The sequence below is a fragment of the Bradyrhizobium archetypum genome (assembly GCF_013114835.1).
GTDB lineage: Bacteria > Pseudomonadota > Alphaproteobacteria > Rhizobiales > Xanthobacteraceae > Bradyrhizobium > Bradyrhizobium archetypum.
Genome location: NZ_JAAVLW010000009.1, coordinates 22420 through 34808, shown reverse-complemented (window position 1 = coordinate 34808; position 12389 = coordinate 22420). Strand labels below are relative to the sequence as shown.

Here is a 12389-nt window from a genome sequence, read left to right as displayed (position 1 = left end):
TTCTATTTTTCATTTTCTCTGTGAGCAAGGATCAGGCCACTCGCTTGATCGCGTCGCCGAGGATGGAGACGATGTCGTCGATATGGCTCTTCTCGACGATCAAAGGTGGCGACATCGCAAAGCTGTCGCCGCTCATGCGCAGATAGAGCCCGCGGTTGAAGCAATCCACCATCACGTCATAGCCGCGTGCGCCGACGCCGTCGCTGCGCGGCGACAGCTCGACCGCGCCCATCAGGCCGACATTGCGAATGTCGATCACGTTGGGCAGGCCCTTCAGCGAATGCAGCGCATCGCGCCAGTACTCGGCGAGGGATGCGCCGCGCGTCAGAAGGCCTTCGTCCTTGTAGATGTCGAGCGTCGCGAGCCCCGCAGCGCAGGCAGTCGGATGCGCCGAATAGGTGTAGCCGTGAAACAGCTCGATGGTGCCCTCAGGACCCGTCATCAGCCCGTCGTGGACCTTGCGGGTCGCGAACACTGCACCGCAGGGCACCGTTCCGTTGGTGATGCCCTTGGCGGTCGTCATCATGTCGGGCGTGACACCGAAATAATCCGCCGCGAACGGCGTGCCGAGGCGGCCAAAGCCGGTGATCACCTCGTCGAAGATCAGCAAGATACCGTGCTTGTCGGCGATTTCGCGCAGGCGCTTCAGGTAACCCTTCGGCGGCGGCAGCACCGCGGTCGAGCCTGGCACCGGCTCGACGATGACGGCGGCAATGGTGTCGGCGCCGTGCAGCGCCACCATCCGCTCGAGATCGTCGGCGAGCTCGGCGCCATGCTCCGGCATGTCCTTGGCGAAGGCGTTACGGGTGAGGTCATGGGTGTGACGGATGTGATCGACGCCAGGCAGATGGGTCGCGAAGGCGCGGCGGTTCGCCACCATGCCGCCGACCGACATGCCGCCGAAGCCGACGCCGTGATAGCCGCGCTCGCGGCCGATCAGGCGCGTCCGGGTGCCCTGCCCGATGGCGCGCTGATAGGCCAGCGCGATCTTCAGCGCGGTATCAACCGATTCCGAGCCCGAATTGGTGAAGAAGACGCGATCCAGTCCCTTCGGCGCGATCTCGGTGAGCCGCTCGGCGAAGTCGAACGCCAGCGGATGGCCCATGTTGAACGAGGGCGCGAAATCGAGATTCATCAACTGCCGTTCGACGGCGGCGGCGATCTGCCGGCGGCCGTGGCCGGCATTGACGCACCACAGGCCGGCCGAGCCGTCGATCACCTTGCGGCCGTCGACGGTGGTGTAATGCATGCCCTCGGCGGAGGCGAACAGGCGCGGCGCTTTCTTGAACTGCCGGTTGGCCGTGAAAGGCATCCAGAACGAGTCGGTCTGCAGGGTGTTCGGCTTTTGGTGAACGGTCACGGGCTTAGCTCCTTTGCTGGCAGCTCAAGCTGCCACCGGGCCACGCTCGGAACTCCATAACAAGTCCTTTTCTGCGGTCCTGCAACCCATTGATTTTGCTAACCCTGCCAAGGCATATTTGTTCGATCCGAAACACCTGCAACAGGGATTGGCCATGAGTGTCGACATCGGCGGGCGACTCCGCTTTGTTCGGTCGCGTCACAAGCTGTCGCAACGCGAACTGGCAAAACGCTCCGGCGTGACCAATTCGACGATCTCGCTGATCGAATCGAACCAGATGAACCCGAGCGTGGGCGCGCTCAAGCGCATTCTCGACGGGCTTCCGATGGGACTGGCCGAATTCTTCGCGATCGAGCCGGAGCGGCCGCGCAAGGCGTTCTACCGCGCCGACGAACTGACCGAGATCGGCAAGCAGCCGATCTCCTACCGCCAGGTCGGCGACAACCTGTTCGGCCGCGCGTTGCAGATTCTGAAGGAGCGCTACGAGCCCGGCAGCGATACCGGCCGCGTGCCGCTGACCCATGACGGCGAGGAAGGCGGCATCGTGGTGAGCGGCCGGCTCGAGGTCACTGTCGACGACGAACGCCGCATCCTCGACCCGGGCGATGCCTATTATTTCGAAAGCCGAAGGCCGCACCGCTTCCGCTGCGTCGGCGCCAAACCCTGCGAAGTGATAAGCGCCTGCACGCCGCCGACGTTTTGAGCAGCAACACGTCTACTCATGGTTCGCTGTAGCGCTGCAATGGTTGCGATCTATCTCCTCGCCTCGCGAGCGGAGATCAGAATCGTCTGCCAACATGTCCGGCCTGGGCCAAAAGGAATATCGATTGGTGCGGGAGACGTTTGCTGCCCGTCAGACATCCGCCGTTGAAAGCCACCAGCCGTCACCCGCAAACCAGCAGCTATCATCGGGTGATCCATCGAGACGGAGCGAACGCACGTTATCCCAGTTTTTCGAAAACGCGTCTTTTAGACGATGACCTACCTCCTCGTCCTGAAGACCCAAGCAGCCGATGAATGCGGCGCGACTGACAAACTTTGCGGACCACGCGGAGCCTTGGTCGGGACGCGTGACCAGCAACATGCCTCCGAAGACATCCTTGGGAGCCAAGGGAAACAAGAGGCGCCCTCGAGGCCGCAATGCGTCGAGCCACATGCGGCATGGCCGCGCGGCACCAGCGCAAACATAGATCAGGTCAACCTGCGGCAAGTCCGACGCGACGCCCGATTGCGTTCGCACCTCCGCCTGATGCACCTCTCGGAGGTTCTCGCGAGCACGCGCCGCCAGCACCTCGTCGATTTCATAGCCGTAGACCCGACCGGCTGCGCCGACCAGGTGGGCAAGGATCGCGGTATAATAGCCGCTGCCCACCCCAATCTGCACCACGCGCTCACCCTCCTTGATATTGCAGGCTCCCAGCCAATAGGCGTGAGCGCTGGGCTGGCCGATATTGATGCCTCGCTCGTGGTCCAATGCGAGGAGCAGGTCTTGGTAGAGAAATGCGGGATCATCGTCGGGTGTCTGCACGTATGGGTGTGCGCCGAGATTCAGCCACCACGGTCCCGGTCCGGCGAAGGGCTCGCGTTTCACAGAGCGAAATGCCTCCTCGATGCGCGGATCATCGAGCTTGGCTGCGGTGCAAATCAGTTTGGCATACAACGAACGATACTTTTCCGACCTATCCATCTTAAGGCCTCTTCAAACTGACTAAACTGTCATATGTCAAAGCAGATTGTTTCGATATCGTAATGCTCGCTACTGAAGCCGCTGTTGCGCTGCAGGCAGCAATCTTCGCCTTCGCTCCGCTCGTTCCCGGGAACAACATGCTGCCTCCGATGCTCAGATGGGCGCGATAATATTCGCCGGCCCAGCGCTGCGCTTGCGCGGGTGGCCAAAAAGCTGAATAGTTTCGTTCGTCCGGCAGCGAGGTCGGAGGATTGCGGTTGCACGCGTGCAGCCGTTTCTTGGAGCTTTTTCCATGTCGAAGCTCACCGAGCACGGCGCGTGCCTGTTGTGGAAGCCGGAACTCATCTGGCTCAATGTCGTTTCCGACGCGATTGTCGCCGGCGCCTTCTTTGCTACGGCGTTCGTCCTCGCGTTCTTTCTGTGGCGGCGCCATCGTGAGCTCATGTTCCGGCGCGTATTCCTAATATTCGCGATCTTCGTTGCGGTGTGCGGTGTGACCCGCCTGCTGTCGATCTACACCCTATGGGTGCCGGCCTATGAGATCGAGGCCCTGACCAAAGCCTTCCTGGCGCTGATTTCGGTCGCGATCACGGCCGCACTATTGCTGCTGCTGCCGCGGATCCTAGTGCTGCCCACGCGCATTCAGCTTGCGAATGCCTATGCCGCACTTGAGGAAGAAGTCAGGCAACGCCGCGAGGCCGAGGCCATGGTCAAGCGTTTTGAGGAGAAAGAGGCCACCGAATCCAAGATCCAGCAAGCGCAGAAGATGGAAGCCATCGGCCAGCTCACTGGTGGCGTCGCGCACGACTTCAACAACATTCTGACTGTGATCACGGGAACCATCGAAATCCTCAGCGATGCTGTCAAGGATCGTCCACATCTCGCTCAGATCACCAATCTGATCAGCGGAGCTGCGGCAAGGGGGGCCGAGCTGACGAAGCATTTGCTGGCCTTCTCCCGCCGCCAGCCGCTGCAACCGCGCAATACCGACGTCAACGCGTTGATAGTCGATGCCGCGGGTCTGCTGCGCCCCACCCTCGGCGAGCACATCGAGATTGAATCGATGCTGGCGCACGATTCCGCGCCGGCTCTGATCGATCCCAGTCAGCTCTCGACCGCGATCCTGAACCTCGCCCTGAATGCTCGTGACGCCATGCCTAACGGCGGCAAGCTGACGTTGGAAACCAAGAACGTGGTGCTCGATGAAAGTTACGCGCGCCTGAATAGTGAGGCTAGACCTGGCAACTACGTCATGATTGCAGTGAGTGACACCGGTGAAGGAATTCCGGGCAACCTGCTCGAAAAGGTGTTTGAACCATTCTTTACCACCAAGGAGGCCGGGAAGGGATCGGGGCTCGGCCTCAGCATGGTGTATGGCTTCGTCAAGCAGTCCAATGGACATATCAAGATCTACAGCGAAGAGGGCCACGGCACGACCGTGAAGCTATATCTGCCGCAGGCCACGGGTGGTGGCGCGGAAGAGCCCGCCGGCGAGACCGGCGGATACGCCGGCGAACATAGCGACCAGTCCATCTTGATTGTCGAGGACGACCCGCTGGTCCGCGAATACGTCGTGGCGCAAATCACACGTTTCGGATTCCGCACGCTTGCCGCCGGCAATGCTGCCGAGGCGCTGGCAATCATCGATGGACCGGAGCGCATTGACCTGCTGTTCACTGACGTAATGCTGCCCGGAGGAGTGAACGGCCGCCAGCTCGCGACCGAGGCGGTCAAAAGGCGCCCGGAACTCAAAGTGCTTTATACCTCGGGTTATGCCGAGAATGCCCTTATACACCATGGCCGTCTCGATGCTGGCGTGCTGCTGCTGCCGAAGCCTTACCTCAGCGCCGACCTCGCGCGGATCCTTCTAACAGCGCTGGCATCGTGAGTTCTTCTCACTTCTCCAGCACGCTCGAAAGCACCAGCTCGAGCTCCTGCCTGACATCGTCGAGGGGCTGGGCGCTGCGGGCTGCGCGGCACAGCGCGACCGTTCCTTCCGTTGCTGCGATGACGAGCGCCGCCAGCCGCCGCGCACGCGCCGGCGCCACCCCTTCGCGCCGCAGCGCCGCGAACATAATCCGCTGCCAGTCGGCGAAGATGCCGTCGGCAAGGTCGAGCAGATGTTGCTGCGCAGCTTCGTCCGGCTCGCCGCCCTTGTCGGTGGCGTCGTTGACATACTGCTCGACCGCGACCGCGAGCACCGGACAGCCGGCCTGAAACTTCGTCCGCTCCAGCGTCTGGCGCCACAATGCGATGAAAGTGCGCAAGCCAGCAATGGCGCCGCGCGTCTCCGTCAGATGCGCCAGCGGCCCGCTGACCTGCTTGCCGGCGAAGACCACCGCATCCTCGATCAATTGCAGCTTGCCGCGCGGGAAATGATGGCCAATCGAGCCGCGCGGCGTGCCGGTGTGGCGGACCACCTCGCGCATGCTGGTGGCGTTGACGCCGCGGCGGCTGAAAAGGTCGGCGGCGCCGGCCACCATCTTCGCGCGGGTATCTGACGTCATCGGGGTCCTCGTCGGCTGGATGGCGCATCCTAGAATATGACGCTTGACATAGCCAGCGCCATATGAAGTTATGACGGTCGTCATAGTCAGTTGGACGCTGGCAGAAAGGACGGGCGCGATGACGTTTATCCACGTGATGACGCCGCAAGGACGGTTGAATGCCGATCAGCGGCGCGTATTGGCCAAGACGCTGACGGACGCCGTGCTGGTGCCGGAGGTCGGCGAGCTCACGCCCGAGGCACGCCGCGGCTATCAGGTTCATTTCGTCGAGCGCCCGCTCGACATGATCGCCCACGGCGGAGAGCTGCTGTCGGACAGACCGAGCGACGTCATGTTGATCGATGTCGTGGTGATGGACTGCTGCTGGACGCGCGAGGATCGCGCGGCCGTGATCCGCAACATCCATTCGGCGCTTGCCGAGGCCTGCGGGATGAAGGCGCCCTCGCCGGCCTGGTGGATCAACTTTCGCATCATCGAGGAAGGTAGCTGGGGCTCGCGCGGCGGCGTGCTGTCGTTCCTCGACCTGCTGGAACATGGGCCGTCGCATTTCTCACCGGAGCGGGCGGCTGCGATCCGCACTGCGCTCGCCGTCAAATACGAACGATAGAGGCGCCTGTCCCGCACTGCATTCCAGAACAATCAGAATGGAGAAGGAAGACATGAGCACCGAAGGAAAGATCCTCACCGAGACCCATGATCGAATCTTCAAGATCATCATCGACAATCCCGCGAAGAAGAACGCGTTCTCGCTGGCAATGATGGAGCAGTTGTCCGATGCGCTGACCGAACTGCACAACAACGACAGCCATTGGGTCGGCGTCATCTGCGCGGCGGGCAAGGACTTCACTGCCGGCCTCGACATGCCGAAGTTCTTCGGCCCCGCCGCCGAGAAGCGCAACTTCAAGGAAGGCAATGTCGACGTCTTCGGCCTGCAGAAGCGCTGCAGGAAGCCAATCGTCTCAGCGGTGCAGGGCATCGTCTACACCATCGGGATCGAGCTGATGCTGGCGGGCGACATCGTCGTTGCCGCCGATGACGCCCGCTTCTGCCAAATGGAAGCCAAACGCGGCATTGCTCCCCTTGGCGGCGCGCATTTCCGTTTCCTGTCGCGCACCGGCTGGGGCAATGCAATGTATCACCTGTTGCTATGTGATGAGTTCACTGCAGCGCGCGCCCGCGAGATCGGCCTGGTTCAGGAGGTGGTGCCGGTGGGGCAACAAGTCGAGCGGGCGATGGCGCTCGCCAGGATCATCGCCGGCAATGCGCCGCTCGGCATTCAGGTCACCAAGGAAGCGGCGCTCAAATATGTCGAACAGGGCGAGCAGGCGGCCATCGCCTATATTCCGAAAGTGCGCGAGCGCGTGCTGAACAGCGCCGATGCGCGTGAGGGCATTCAGTCCTTCATCGAGCGGCGCGCTGCAGTGTTTCAGGGAAAGTGATCGCGGCCATGAATGCTGGCGGCCTCACCCGGTGAGGACAGGCTTCAGCGCCTCGCGCTGCTCGACGACGTAGTCGAAAAATGCGGCAATGCGCGGCACGCGGCGGATGTCGGGATGTGTGAGGATCCGCCAGCTTCGCGTCAATTCCGGCACGGGCCCGAGCAGGCGGACCAGATCCGGCTCTGCATCGCCGAGCGCCGTCGGCAGCGGACCTATTCCAGCGCCGGATTTCACCGCGGAAACGAGGCCGAGCACGCTGTTGTTGCGCACCGGCATCCTGGCGTCGGGGGCAACGTCCTTCAGCCATTTGGCGGCACGGTGACCCGCCAGCGTCTCGTCGAAGCCGATGAGGGGATGTTGCGACAATTCTTCGACGCGATCGGGCCTGCCGTGGCGCTCGACATAATCGCGGCTGGCATAGACGGCCCAGTACGAATCCGCGATCTTGCGGCCGATCAGCTCGTCATCGGTATCACCCGAGCGGAAGGCGACGTCGACCTCGCCCTTCGAGAGGTCGAGATAACGGTCGCTGGTGATGAACTCGACGCGCAGATGCGGATAGCGGGCATGAAACCGCTCGATCAGCCCCGACTGCGTCATGCGGATGACGATCGGCTCGGGGCACGTGACGCGGATCGTGCCCTTCATGTCCTGCTCGACATCAGTGGCCCGCCGCTGGAAATCCCCGACCGCCGCCTCGACGCGCTCAGCGAATGGTAACAGCGCGGTGCCGTATTCGGTGAGGCGATAGCCGCTGGCCTGCCGCGTCACCAGCACCTGCCCCATCCGGCGTTCGAGCTCCTCGAGCCGGCGGTGCACGGTCGACTGGCTGGTGCCGAGCGCCTTGCCGGCCGCGATCGTGCTGCCATGGCGCGCAACGGCAAGAAAATACTTCAGATCATTCCAGTCGAACATGCACCCATTATGCACTTTTGGAGCTGGTCCTAGCAATCTTGCGGCTCCCGCGGCTTGGCCGCGCTGCGTAGGCTTTGCTCCAAACGGCGCGGTGAATCAAAGGAGCGATATATGCGCAACCATCTTGTCCCGGGCGTTGCCCTGCTCGCGAGCCTCGGCATCGGCAGTCAGGCGGCGTCGGAACAGCACGGCGGGGCAGCCCCCAATATCGCCCGGCCAACCATGGTCTTGCAGCAGGTCGTCGAGGGACTTCCCACGGACGACAAGCAGACCGTGCGGGTGATGACGGCGACGTTCAAGCCCGGCGACAAGACGGTCTATCATACCCACCGCTTTCCGGTGACGGTGTACGTCCTCGAAGGCACCTTCACCCTCGAACTCGACGGCCGCCCGCCGCTTGACGTGAAGGCCGGCGAGGCAATGGTCGAACCGCCGAGGGTGCCGATGACTGGCTATAACCGCAGCGCCACCGAGCCAACCAAGGTCGTCATCTTCTATGTCAGCGCCAACGACACACCGTTCCTCGACATGATGGCGCATTAGGCTGATGCTGCCGCTAACCGCGAAAATCGATGCTGCGTATGATGATGCCGGGCGGCTTTCCCTCGAACTCGCGGGCATCGAATTTGCGCGCTGCGCATTGTTCGATCCGGTCGCGCAATCGAAGGAATTGTTCTTCGCGTCCCTCCGGCGCCGTCCGCGCCACATGCTCCAGATTGTCCATCGCCGAAGCGCTGACGGCACAAGGTATTTCCTTCGACCCGTCCATCATGGAGAACAGCAGCACCATGCGGTCGATTTCATATCCCTGGATACTGCCGCGCGTGAGTGTCATCGGGTGATCCTCCTGGAGAGAAACGACGGTCCCATCGGCTTGTTCCTCATCCCTCCTGACGCTGCGCGAATAGTCCTTCCGCCCGCCCGTCAGCAGGTATAAGTTTCGGCTGGTCCGCACCCTGGCAAGCACCGCCAGTCCGGAGGTATTGGCATGCGCGCTGTTGTTGTGGTTCTCGCATTCCTCATCGGCTTGGGCGCCCAGGCCCTCGCCGATGACGTCGCCACCGCGCAAAGCGTGATCCGCGCGCAGGAGCAGGCGTTCAGCCGTGACGACGCCGCAGCCGCCTATTCGCATGCCGCGCCCGAAATCAGGCAGATCTTTCCGCAGGCCGACATCTTCATGCAGATGGTCAAGCAAGGCTACGCGCCGGTCTATCGCCACAAAAGTTTTGAATTCGGCGAGGCGCGCGCCGCCGGCGGCCATATCGCCCAGCGCGTCTACATCGTCGATGACAATGGCGAGGCCTGGGAAGCGATGTACACGCTGGAGCAGCAGCCCGACGGCAGCCTGAAGATCACCGGCTGCTCGCTGTTGAAGGCGGGCCAGGCGGCATAGGACTCAAGCCGTCCTCGAGCGCTTATCTGGAACGCTGGATATCGAGAATATCCAATACCGGACACCTCGGCGCTGCGGTGCCGGTGCATTGCGCGACGGTTTTGGTCAGCAGGTGTTCCAGCTTGCGGAGATCGGCGATCTTTGTGCGGATATCATCGAGGTGGTGGGCAGCGATCTCCCGGACTTCACGACACGAGGCTTTTTCAGGACCGCCGAGCCGCAGCAAGGCGCGCACCTCCTGGAGCGAAAATCCCAACTCGCGCGAGCGCCGCACGAAAAGCAAGGATGCGCGCTTCCATTGGGCCGTACACGCGACGCCCGTTTTCTTTCCGCGCGCGAGGGGACCGGCAGCACCTTGACCTTTTCATAGTAGCGGATGGTTTCGATGTTCACGCCGCTAAGGTGCGACAGCTTGCCGATTGTCAGCTTTTCGGCTCGCGCAGCCGTGACCACACTCATGGAAAACCTCTTGATCCTGTAGTCACCACAGGATGTAGGCTCGTTAGCATGAAGGTCAAGAAAGAGCATATCGCCGCCGACCCGGGGCACGGACAGGCGTTGATGGCCACAGGCGGCCTGCTGGGCGCGCTCGCTACGTCGTCGTGTTGCGTCTTGCGGGTGCTTCTGTTCAGTCTCGGCGTCAGCGGTGCATGGATCGGCTATTTCACACGGCTTGCACCCTATCAACCCTACTTCCTCGCGGCGACACTGCTCTTTCTTGGAACTGGCTATTGGATCGAATTACCTACGCCATCGCCAGCCGCTGGCGCGCGCGCATCAACAGCAGCAGCATGATCACGATGTTGAGCGCGTTCCAGGCGAGGCCATTGGCGAAGGCCGCCATGTAGGAGCCGGTGGCGTCGAAGATCGCTCCGGAGATCCAGCCGCCGAACGACATGCCGAATACGGAAGCGAAGATCACGATGCCCACACGTGTCGCGGCCTCGGAGGCCGGCATCGCCTCGCGCACGATGATGGCGTAGCTCGGCACGATGCCGCCCTGGAACAGGCCGAACATCGCCGAGATAATGTAGAGCGAGGTCAGGCTGTCGAAGAACAGGTAGAACAGCAGCGCGCTGCCCTGCGCCACCGAGCCGATCAAAAGCGTTCGGATGCCGCCGATCTTGTCCGCGAGGAAGCCGCTTCCGATCCGGCTGATGATGCCGAAGCCCAGCATCAGCGACAGCATTTCGGCGCCGCGCGCCACGCCGTAGCCGAGATCGCCGCAATAGGCGACGATATGCACCTGTGGCATCGACATCGCCACGCAGCAGGCAATCGCCGCCAGCGACAGGATCGCCGTCAGCGCGTTGGTGGAGATCCGCAAGTCGACGCGCGGCGGCGGCGCATTCTGATGGTCGCGCTGCCCGCCCGCCCCCATCAGCATGCGCAAGCCGACCAACGCCAGCGTCATTGCCACCGCCGTGAAGATGCCGAGCCCGATATGGGTGGTGCGCCAGCCCGTCGCTTCGATGGCGTAGTTCACCACCGGCGGCCAGATCGTGCCGCCGATGTAATTGCCGCTGGCGGCCACCGCGACCGCAAGCCCGCGGTAGCGATCGAACCAGTGCGAGGCTTCTGCCATCAGCGGGCCGAAGGTCGCCGAGGAGGAAAGCCCGATGGCGAAATGCACCAGGATGAATTGCCAGATCGAGGTCGACATCCCCGCGACGACATAGCCGAGGCCCAAAATGCCAATGCCGAGCCCGATCGCGGTGACGATGCCATAGCGGTCGGTGATCTTGCCGGTCAGCACCGCGCCGGAGCCGAAGCCGAGCATGATCATCGTAAAGGCCAGCGAGGCGGTGCCGCGGCTCGCGGCGAATTCGGTCTGCACCACCGGCAGCGCCACCACCACCGACCACATGCCGACGCTGCCGAGCGAGCCGATCAGCACGGCCACGGCAAGCCGGATCCACGCCCGGCGCGAGTCGGGAATAAACAGGTCGGATTCTCGGGAAAGCTCAGAAGAAATTACCACGGCAGGCGCAACTTCGGGGGCAAATTGCCCAACGTCAAGCCACAATGCCGCGATGTTGGGCATGCAATCGCGGAGGGTCGGATCGGCTGTCCACCCTCTTCACGCGAGCGCGACGGCTGGGCCGACATGCAGTCTCGCCCGCCTGGCGCATCAAAAGCCGGCCTTTTCCACTACTTTTGTGTGCATAAGATCTTCCACACAATCTGAGCGACGGACACTATTCCTGCTTTACGCAATTGTTTGGAGGGGCATCATGGACATTGAACATATCGACAAGGCCATCGTCGAAAATTATCGCAAGTTGAGAACCCGGATGGGTGTTATCACCCTCGCATTCCCGGTCGTTGTGATTGCCATGGGCATATATTGGGGAATCGGCATTCAGCCGACGCTGAGCGATTATTACTTTGCGGGCCAGCCTCCCGGGACACGTATCGACATATTTCCCGTCAGACTTTGGTTCTGCGGCATCCTGTTCGCCGTCGGCGTCTTCCTGTTCAAGTATCGCGGGTTTTCCAAGAACGAGGATCGCTGGCTCAGCCTTGCCGGACTCTTCGCCCTTGGCGTCGCGATATTTCCGATGTCGCTTGAGGGTAAGTCCGACTGGAATTTGTTCGAAAGGCTGGGAATGCCGTGGCTTTCGTTACATGGTGTTTGCGCGGTGCTGGCATTTGCATGCATCGCGGTCGTGATCCTCTGGTATTCGGATTCGACTTTGTCGCAACTCAAAACATCCAACCCGAAGGCTCACAAGCGTTTCAAGACTGCCTACTTCCTGGTCGGCTGCTATATGGTGCTTGCGATCGGCACCTCGGTCCTTCTGCATTATCTGAATGAGAAGCGGGGGTCGTACATTCTGTTCGCGGAATGGTCGGGCATCTGGGCCTTTGCCGCCTACTGGTTTGTCAAGAACCGCGAGCTGCGGCTCGTTGCGGAGCAGTTGAAGAAGACCTTGGCCAAGACCGCGGTACAAAGGAGCGAAGCTGACATCGTCGACAAGATATAGACATCGCCGGACTTCCGCCTTGGCGGAAAGCGAAACTTCGCAAACAAGACAAGGTCCCACGCGCGTCCCGGACGCGGTGCAGCGCGTAGCGCTGCTCCGCA

16 protein-coding genes and 1 pseudogene are annotated in these 12389 nt (G+C 62.0%); 8 read left to right on the top strand and 9 right to left on the bottom strand.

Annotation, left to right across the window (positions count from 1 at the left end):
* Nucleotides 1–31: 31 nt before the first annotated feature.
* Nucleotides 32–1360, bottom strand: coding sequence for an omega-aminotransferase AptA (gene aptA / locus HCN50_RS26950; RefSeq protein WP_171712929.1), 1329 nt, complete (start codon nucleotides 1358–1360; stop codon nucleotides 32–34).
* Between the two features lie 154 nt (nucleotides 1361–1514).
* Between aptA and HCN50_RS26945 the strand changes: the two genes are divergently transcribed.
* Nucleotides 1515–2063 carry a cupin domain-containing protein gene (locus HCN50_RS26945; RefSeq protein ID WP_171712928.1) on the top strand — a complete coding sequence of 183 codons (549 nt, stop codon included), beginning with the start codon at nucleotides 1515–1517 and terminating at the stop codon, nucleotides 2061–2063.
* Between the two features lie 150 nt (nucleotides 2064–2213).
* Here HCN50_RS26945 and HCN50_RS26940 read toward each other — a convergent pair whose 3' ends face one another.
* Both HCN50_RS26940 and HCN50_RS33815 read right to left on the bottom strand, forming a co-directional pair.
* Nucleotides 2214–3047, bottom strand: a complete 834-nt coding sequence (locus HCN50_RS26940; protein ID WP_171712927.1) for a protein-L-isoaspartate O-methyltransferase family protein — start codon at nucleotides 3045–3047, stop codon at nucleotides 2214–2216.
* 1 nt (nucleotide 3048) lies between these two features.
* On the bottom strand, nucleotides 3049–3480 hold the full coding sequence (locus HCN50_RS33815) for a hypothetical protein (RefSeq protein WP_235977258.1): 432 nt from the start codon (nucleotides 3478–3480) through the stop codon (nucleotides 3049–3051).
* On the opposite strand from HCN50_RS33815, the gene HCN50_RS26935 reads away from it, so the two are divergent.
* Nucleotides 3373–4935, top strand: coding sequence for an ATP-binding protein (locus tag HCN50_RS26935; RefSeq protein WP_446471643.1), 1563 nt, complete (start codon nucleotides 3373–3375; stop codon nucleotides 4933–4935). The two genes, HCN50_RS33815 and HCN50_RS26935, sit on opposite strands and share 108 nt — an antisense overlap.
* 7 nt (nucleotides 4936–4942) lie before the next feature.
* Here HCN50_RS26935 and HCN50_RS26930 read toward each other — a convergent pair whose 3' ends face one another.
* Nucleotides 4943–5554 carry a TetR/AcrR family transcriptional regulator gene (locus HCN50_RS26930; RefSeq protein ID WP_171712926.1) on the bottom strand — a complete coding sequence of 204 codons (612 nt, stop codon included), beginning with the start codon at nucleotides 5552–5554 and terminating at the stop codon, nucleotides 4943–4945.
* 118 nt (nucleotides 5555–5672) lie between these two features.
* On the opposite strand from HCN50_RS26930, the gene HCN50_RS26925 reads away from it, so the two are divergent.
* Together HCN50_RS26925 and HCN50_RS26920 are read left to right on the top strand one after the other, a co-directional pair.
* Complete coding sequence (locus HCN50_RS26925) at nucleotides 5673–6161, top strand: tautomerase family protein (protein WP_171712925.1); 489 nt, start codon at nucleotides 5673–5675, stop codon at nucleotides 6159–6161.
* A 52-nt stretch (nucleotides 6162–6213) separates the two neighbouring features.
* Nucleotides 6214–6993 (top strand): crotonase/enoyl-CoA hydratase family protein, encoded by a 780-nt coding sequence (locus HCN50_RS26920; RefSeq protein ID WP_171712924.1) that lies wholly within the window; start codon nucleotides 6214–6216, stop codon nucleotides 6991–6993.
* A 24-nt stretch (nucleotides 6994–7017) separates the two neighbouring features.
* Here the strand turns inward: HCN50_RS26920 and HCN50_RS26915 are convergent, their stop codons facing one another.
* The gene (locus HCN50_RS26915; RefSeq protein ID WP_171712923.1) at nucleotides 7018–7908 is read right to left on the bottom strand and encodes a LysR family transcriptional regulator; all 891 of its coding nucleotides are present in this window, start codon (nucleotides 7906–7908) and stop codon (nucleotides 7018–7020) included.
* Nucleotides 7909–8019: 111 nt separating this feature from the next.
* Here HCN50_RS26915 and HCN50_RS26910 point away from each other — a divergent pair, with 111 nt between their 5' ends.
* The gene (locus tag HCN50_RS26910) at nucleotides 8020–8451 is read left to right on the top strand and encodes a cupin domain-containing protein (protein WP_171712922.1); all 432 of its coding nucleotides are present in this window, start codon (nucleotides 8020–8022) and stop codon (nucleotides 8449–8451) included.
* A gap of 13 nt (nucleotides 8452–8464) precedes the next feature.
* Here HCN50_RS26910 and HCN50_RS26905 read toward each other — a convergent pair whose 3' ends face one another.
* Nucleotides 8465–8743, bottom strand: coding sequence for a DUF1488 family protein (locus HCN50_RS26905; protein ID WP_171712921.1), 279 nt, complete (start codon nucleotides 8741–8743; stop codon nucleotides 8465–8467).
* Nucleotides 8744–8896: 153 nt separating this feature from the next.
* Here HCN50_RS26905 and HCN50_RS26900 point away from each other — a divergent pair, with 153 nt between their 5' ends.
* Nucleotides 8897–9301 (top strand): DUF4864 domain-containing protein, encoded by a 405-nt coding sequence (locus HCN50_RS26900; RefSeq protein WP_171712920.1) that lies wholly within the window; start codon nucleotides 8897–8899, stop codon nucleotides 9299–9301.
* A gap of 22 nt (nucleotides 9302–9323) precedes the next feature.
* On the opposite strand, the gene HCN50_RS33810 is transcribed toward HCN50_RS26900, so the two are convergent.
* Nucleotides 9324–9575: a MerR family DNA-binding protein gene (locus tag HCN50_RS33810; protein ID WP_311968231.1), complete on the bottom strand. Its 252-nt coding sequence runs from the start codon at nucleotides 9573–9575 to the stop codon at nucleotides 9324–9326.
* Between the two features lie 92 nt (nucleotides 9576–9667).
* Nucleotides 9668–9760: pseudogene (locus HCN50_RS33805) on the bottom strand (MerR family transcriptional regulator); the annotation flags it as partial.
* Nucleotides 9761–9808: 48 nt separating this feature from the next.
* Between HCN50_RS33805 and HCN50_RS26890 the strand changes: the two are divergent.
* Complete coding sequence (locus tag HCN50_RS26890) at nucleotides 9809–10096, top strand: mercuric transporter MerT family protein (RefSeq protein WP_171712919.1); 288 nt, start codon at nucleotides 9809–9811, stop codon at nucleotides 10094–10096.
* Here HCN50_RS26890 and HCN50_RS26885 read toward each other — a convergent pair.
* Nucleotides 10047–11246 carry an MFS transporter gene (locus tag HCN50_RS26885; RefSeq protein ID WP_235977243.1) on the bottom strand — a complete coding sequence of 400 codons (1200 nt, stop codon included), beginning with the start codon at nucleotides 11244–11246 and terminating at the stop codon, nucleotides 10047–10049. The genes HCN50_RS26890 and HCN50_RS26885 overlap by 50 nt on opposite strands.
* Nucleotides 11247–11535: 289 nt before the next feature.
* Between HCN50_RS26885 and HCN50_RS26880 the strand changes: the two genes are divergently transcribed.
* Complete coding sequence (locus tag HCN50_RS26880; RefSeq protein ID WP_171712917.1) at nucleotides 11536–12288, top strand: hypothetical protein; 753 nt, start codon at nucleotides 11536–11538, stop codon at nucleotides 12286–12288.
* The last annotated feature ends 101 nt before the right edge of the window (nucleotides 12289–12389 follow it).

Excerpts from the sequence above, each read along its gene's own strand:
- HCN50_RS26945 (WP_171712928.1), top strand. The coding sequence starts at position 1,515 with ATGAGTGTCGACATCGGCGGGCGACTCCGCTTTGTTCGGTCGCGTCAC.
- HCN50_RS26940 (WP_171712927.1), bottom strand. The coding sequence starts at position 3,047 with ATGGATAGGTCGGAAAAGTATCGTTCGTTGTATGCCAAACTGATTTGC.
- HCN50_RS33815 (WP_235977258.1), bottom strand. The coding sequence starts at position 3,480 with ATGGCGCCGCCACAGAAAGAACGCGAGGACGAACGCCGTAGCAAAGAA.
- HCN50_RS26930 (WP_171712926.1), bottom strand. The coding sequence starts at position 5,554 with ATGACGTCAGATACCCGCGCGAAGATGGTGGCCGGCGCCGCCGACCTT.
- HCN50_RS26925 (WP_171712925.1), top strand. The coding sequence starts at position 5,673 with ATGACGTTTATCCACGTGATGACGCCGCAAGGACGGTTGAATGCCGAT.
- HCN50_RS26920 (WP_171712924.1), top strand. The coding sequence starts at position 6,214 with ATGAGCACCGAAGGAAAGATCCTCACCGAGACCCATGATCGAATCTTC.
- HCN50_RS26915 (WP_171712923.1), bottom strand. The coding sequence starts at position 7,908 with ATGTTCGACTGGAATGATCTGAAGTATTTTCTTGCCGTTGCGCGCCAT.
- HCN50_RS26910 (WP_171712922.1), top strand. The coding sequence starts at position 8,020 with ATGCGCAACCATCTTGTCCCGGGCGTTGCCCTGCTCGCGAGCCTCGGC.
- HCN50_RS26905 (WP_171712921.1), bottom strand. The coding sequence starts at position 8,743 with ATGACACTCACGCGCGGCAGTATCCAGGGATATGAAATCGACCGCATG.
- HCN50_RS26900 (WP_171712920.1), top strand. The coding sequence starts at position 8,897 with ATGCGCGCTGTTGTTGTGGTTCTCGCATTCCTCATCGGCTTGGGCGCC.
- HCN50_RS26890 (WP_171712919.1), top strand. The coding sequence starts at position 9,809 with ATGAAGGTCAAGAAAGAGCATATCGCCGCCGACCCGGGGCACGGACAG.
- HCN50_RS26880 (WP_171712917.1), top strand. The coding sequence starts at position 11,536 with ATGGACATTGAACATATCGACAAGGCCATCGTCGAAAATTATCGCAAG.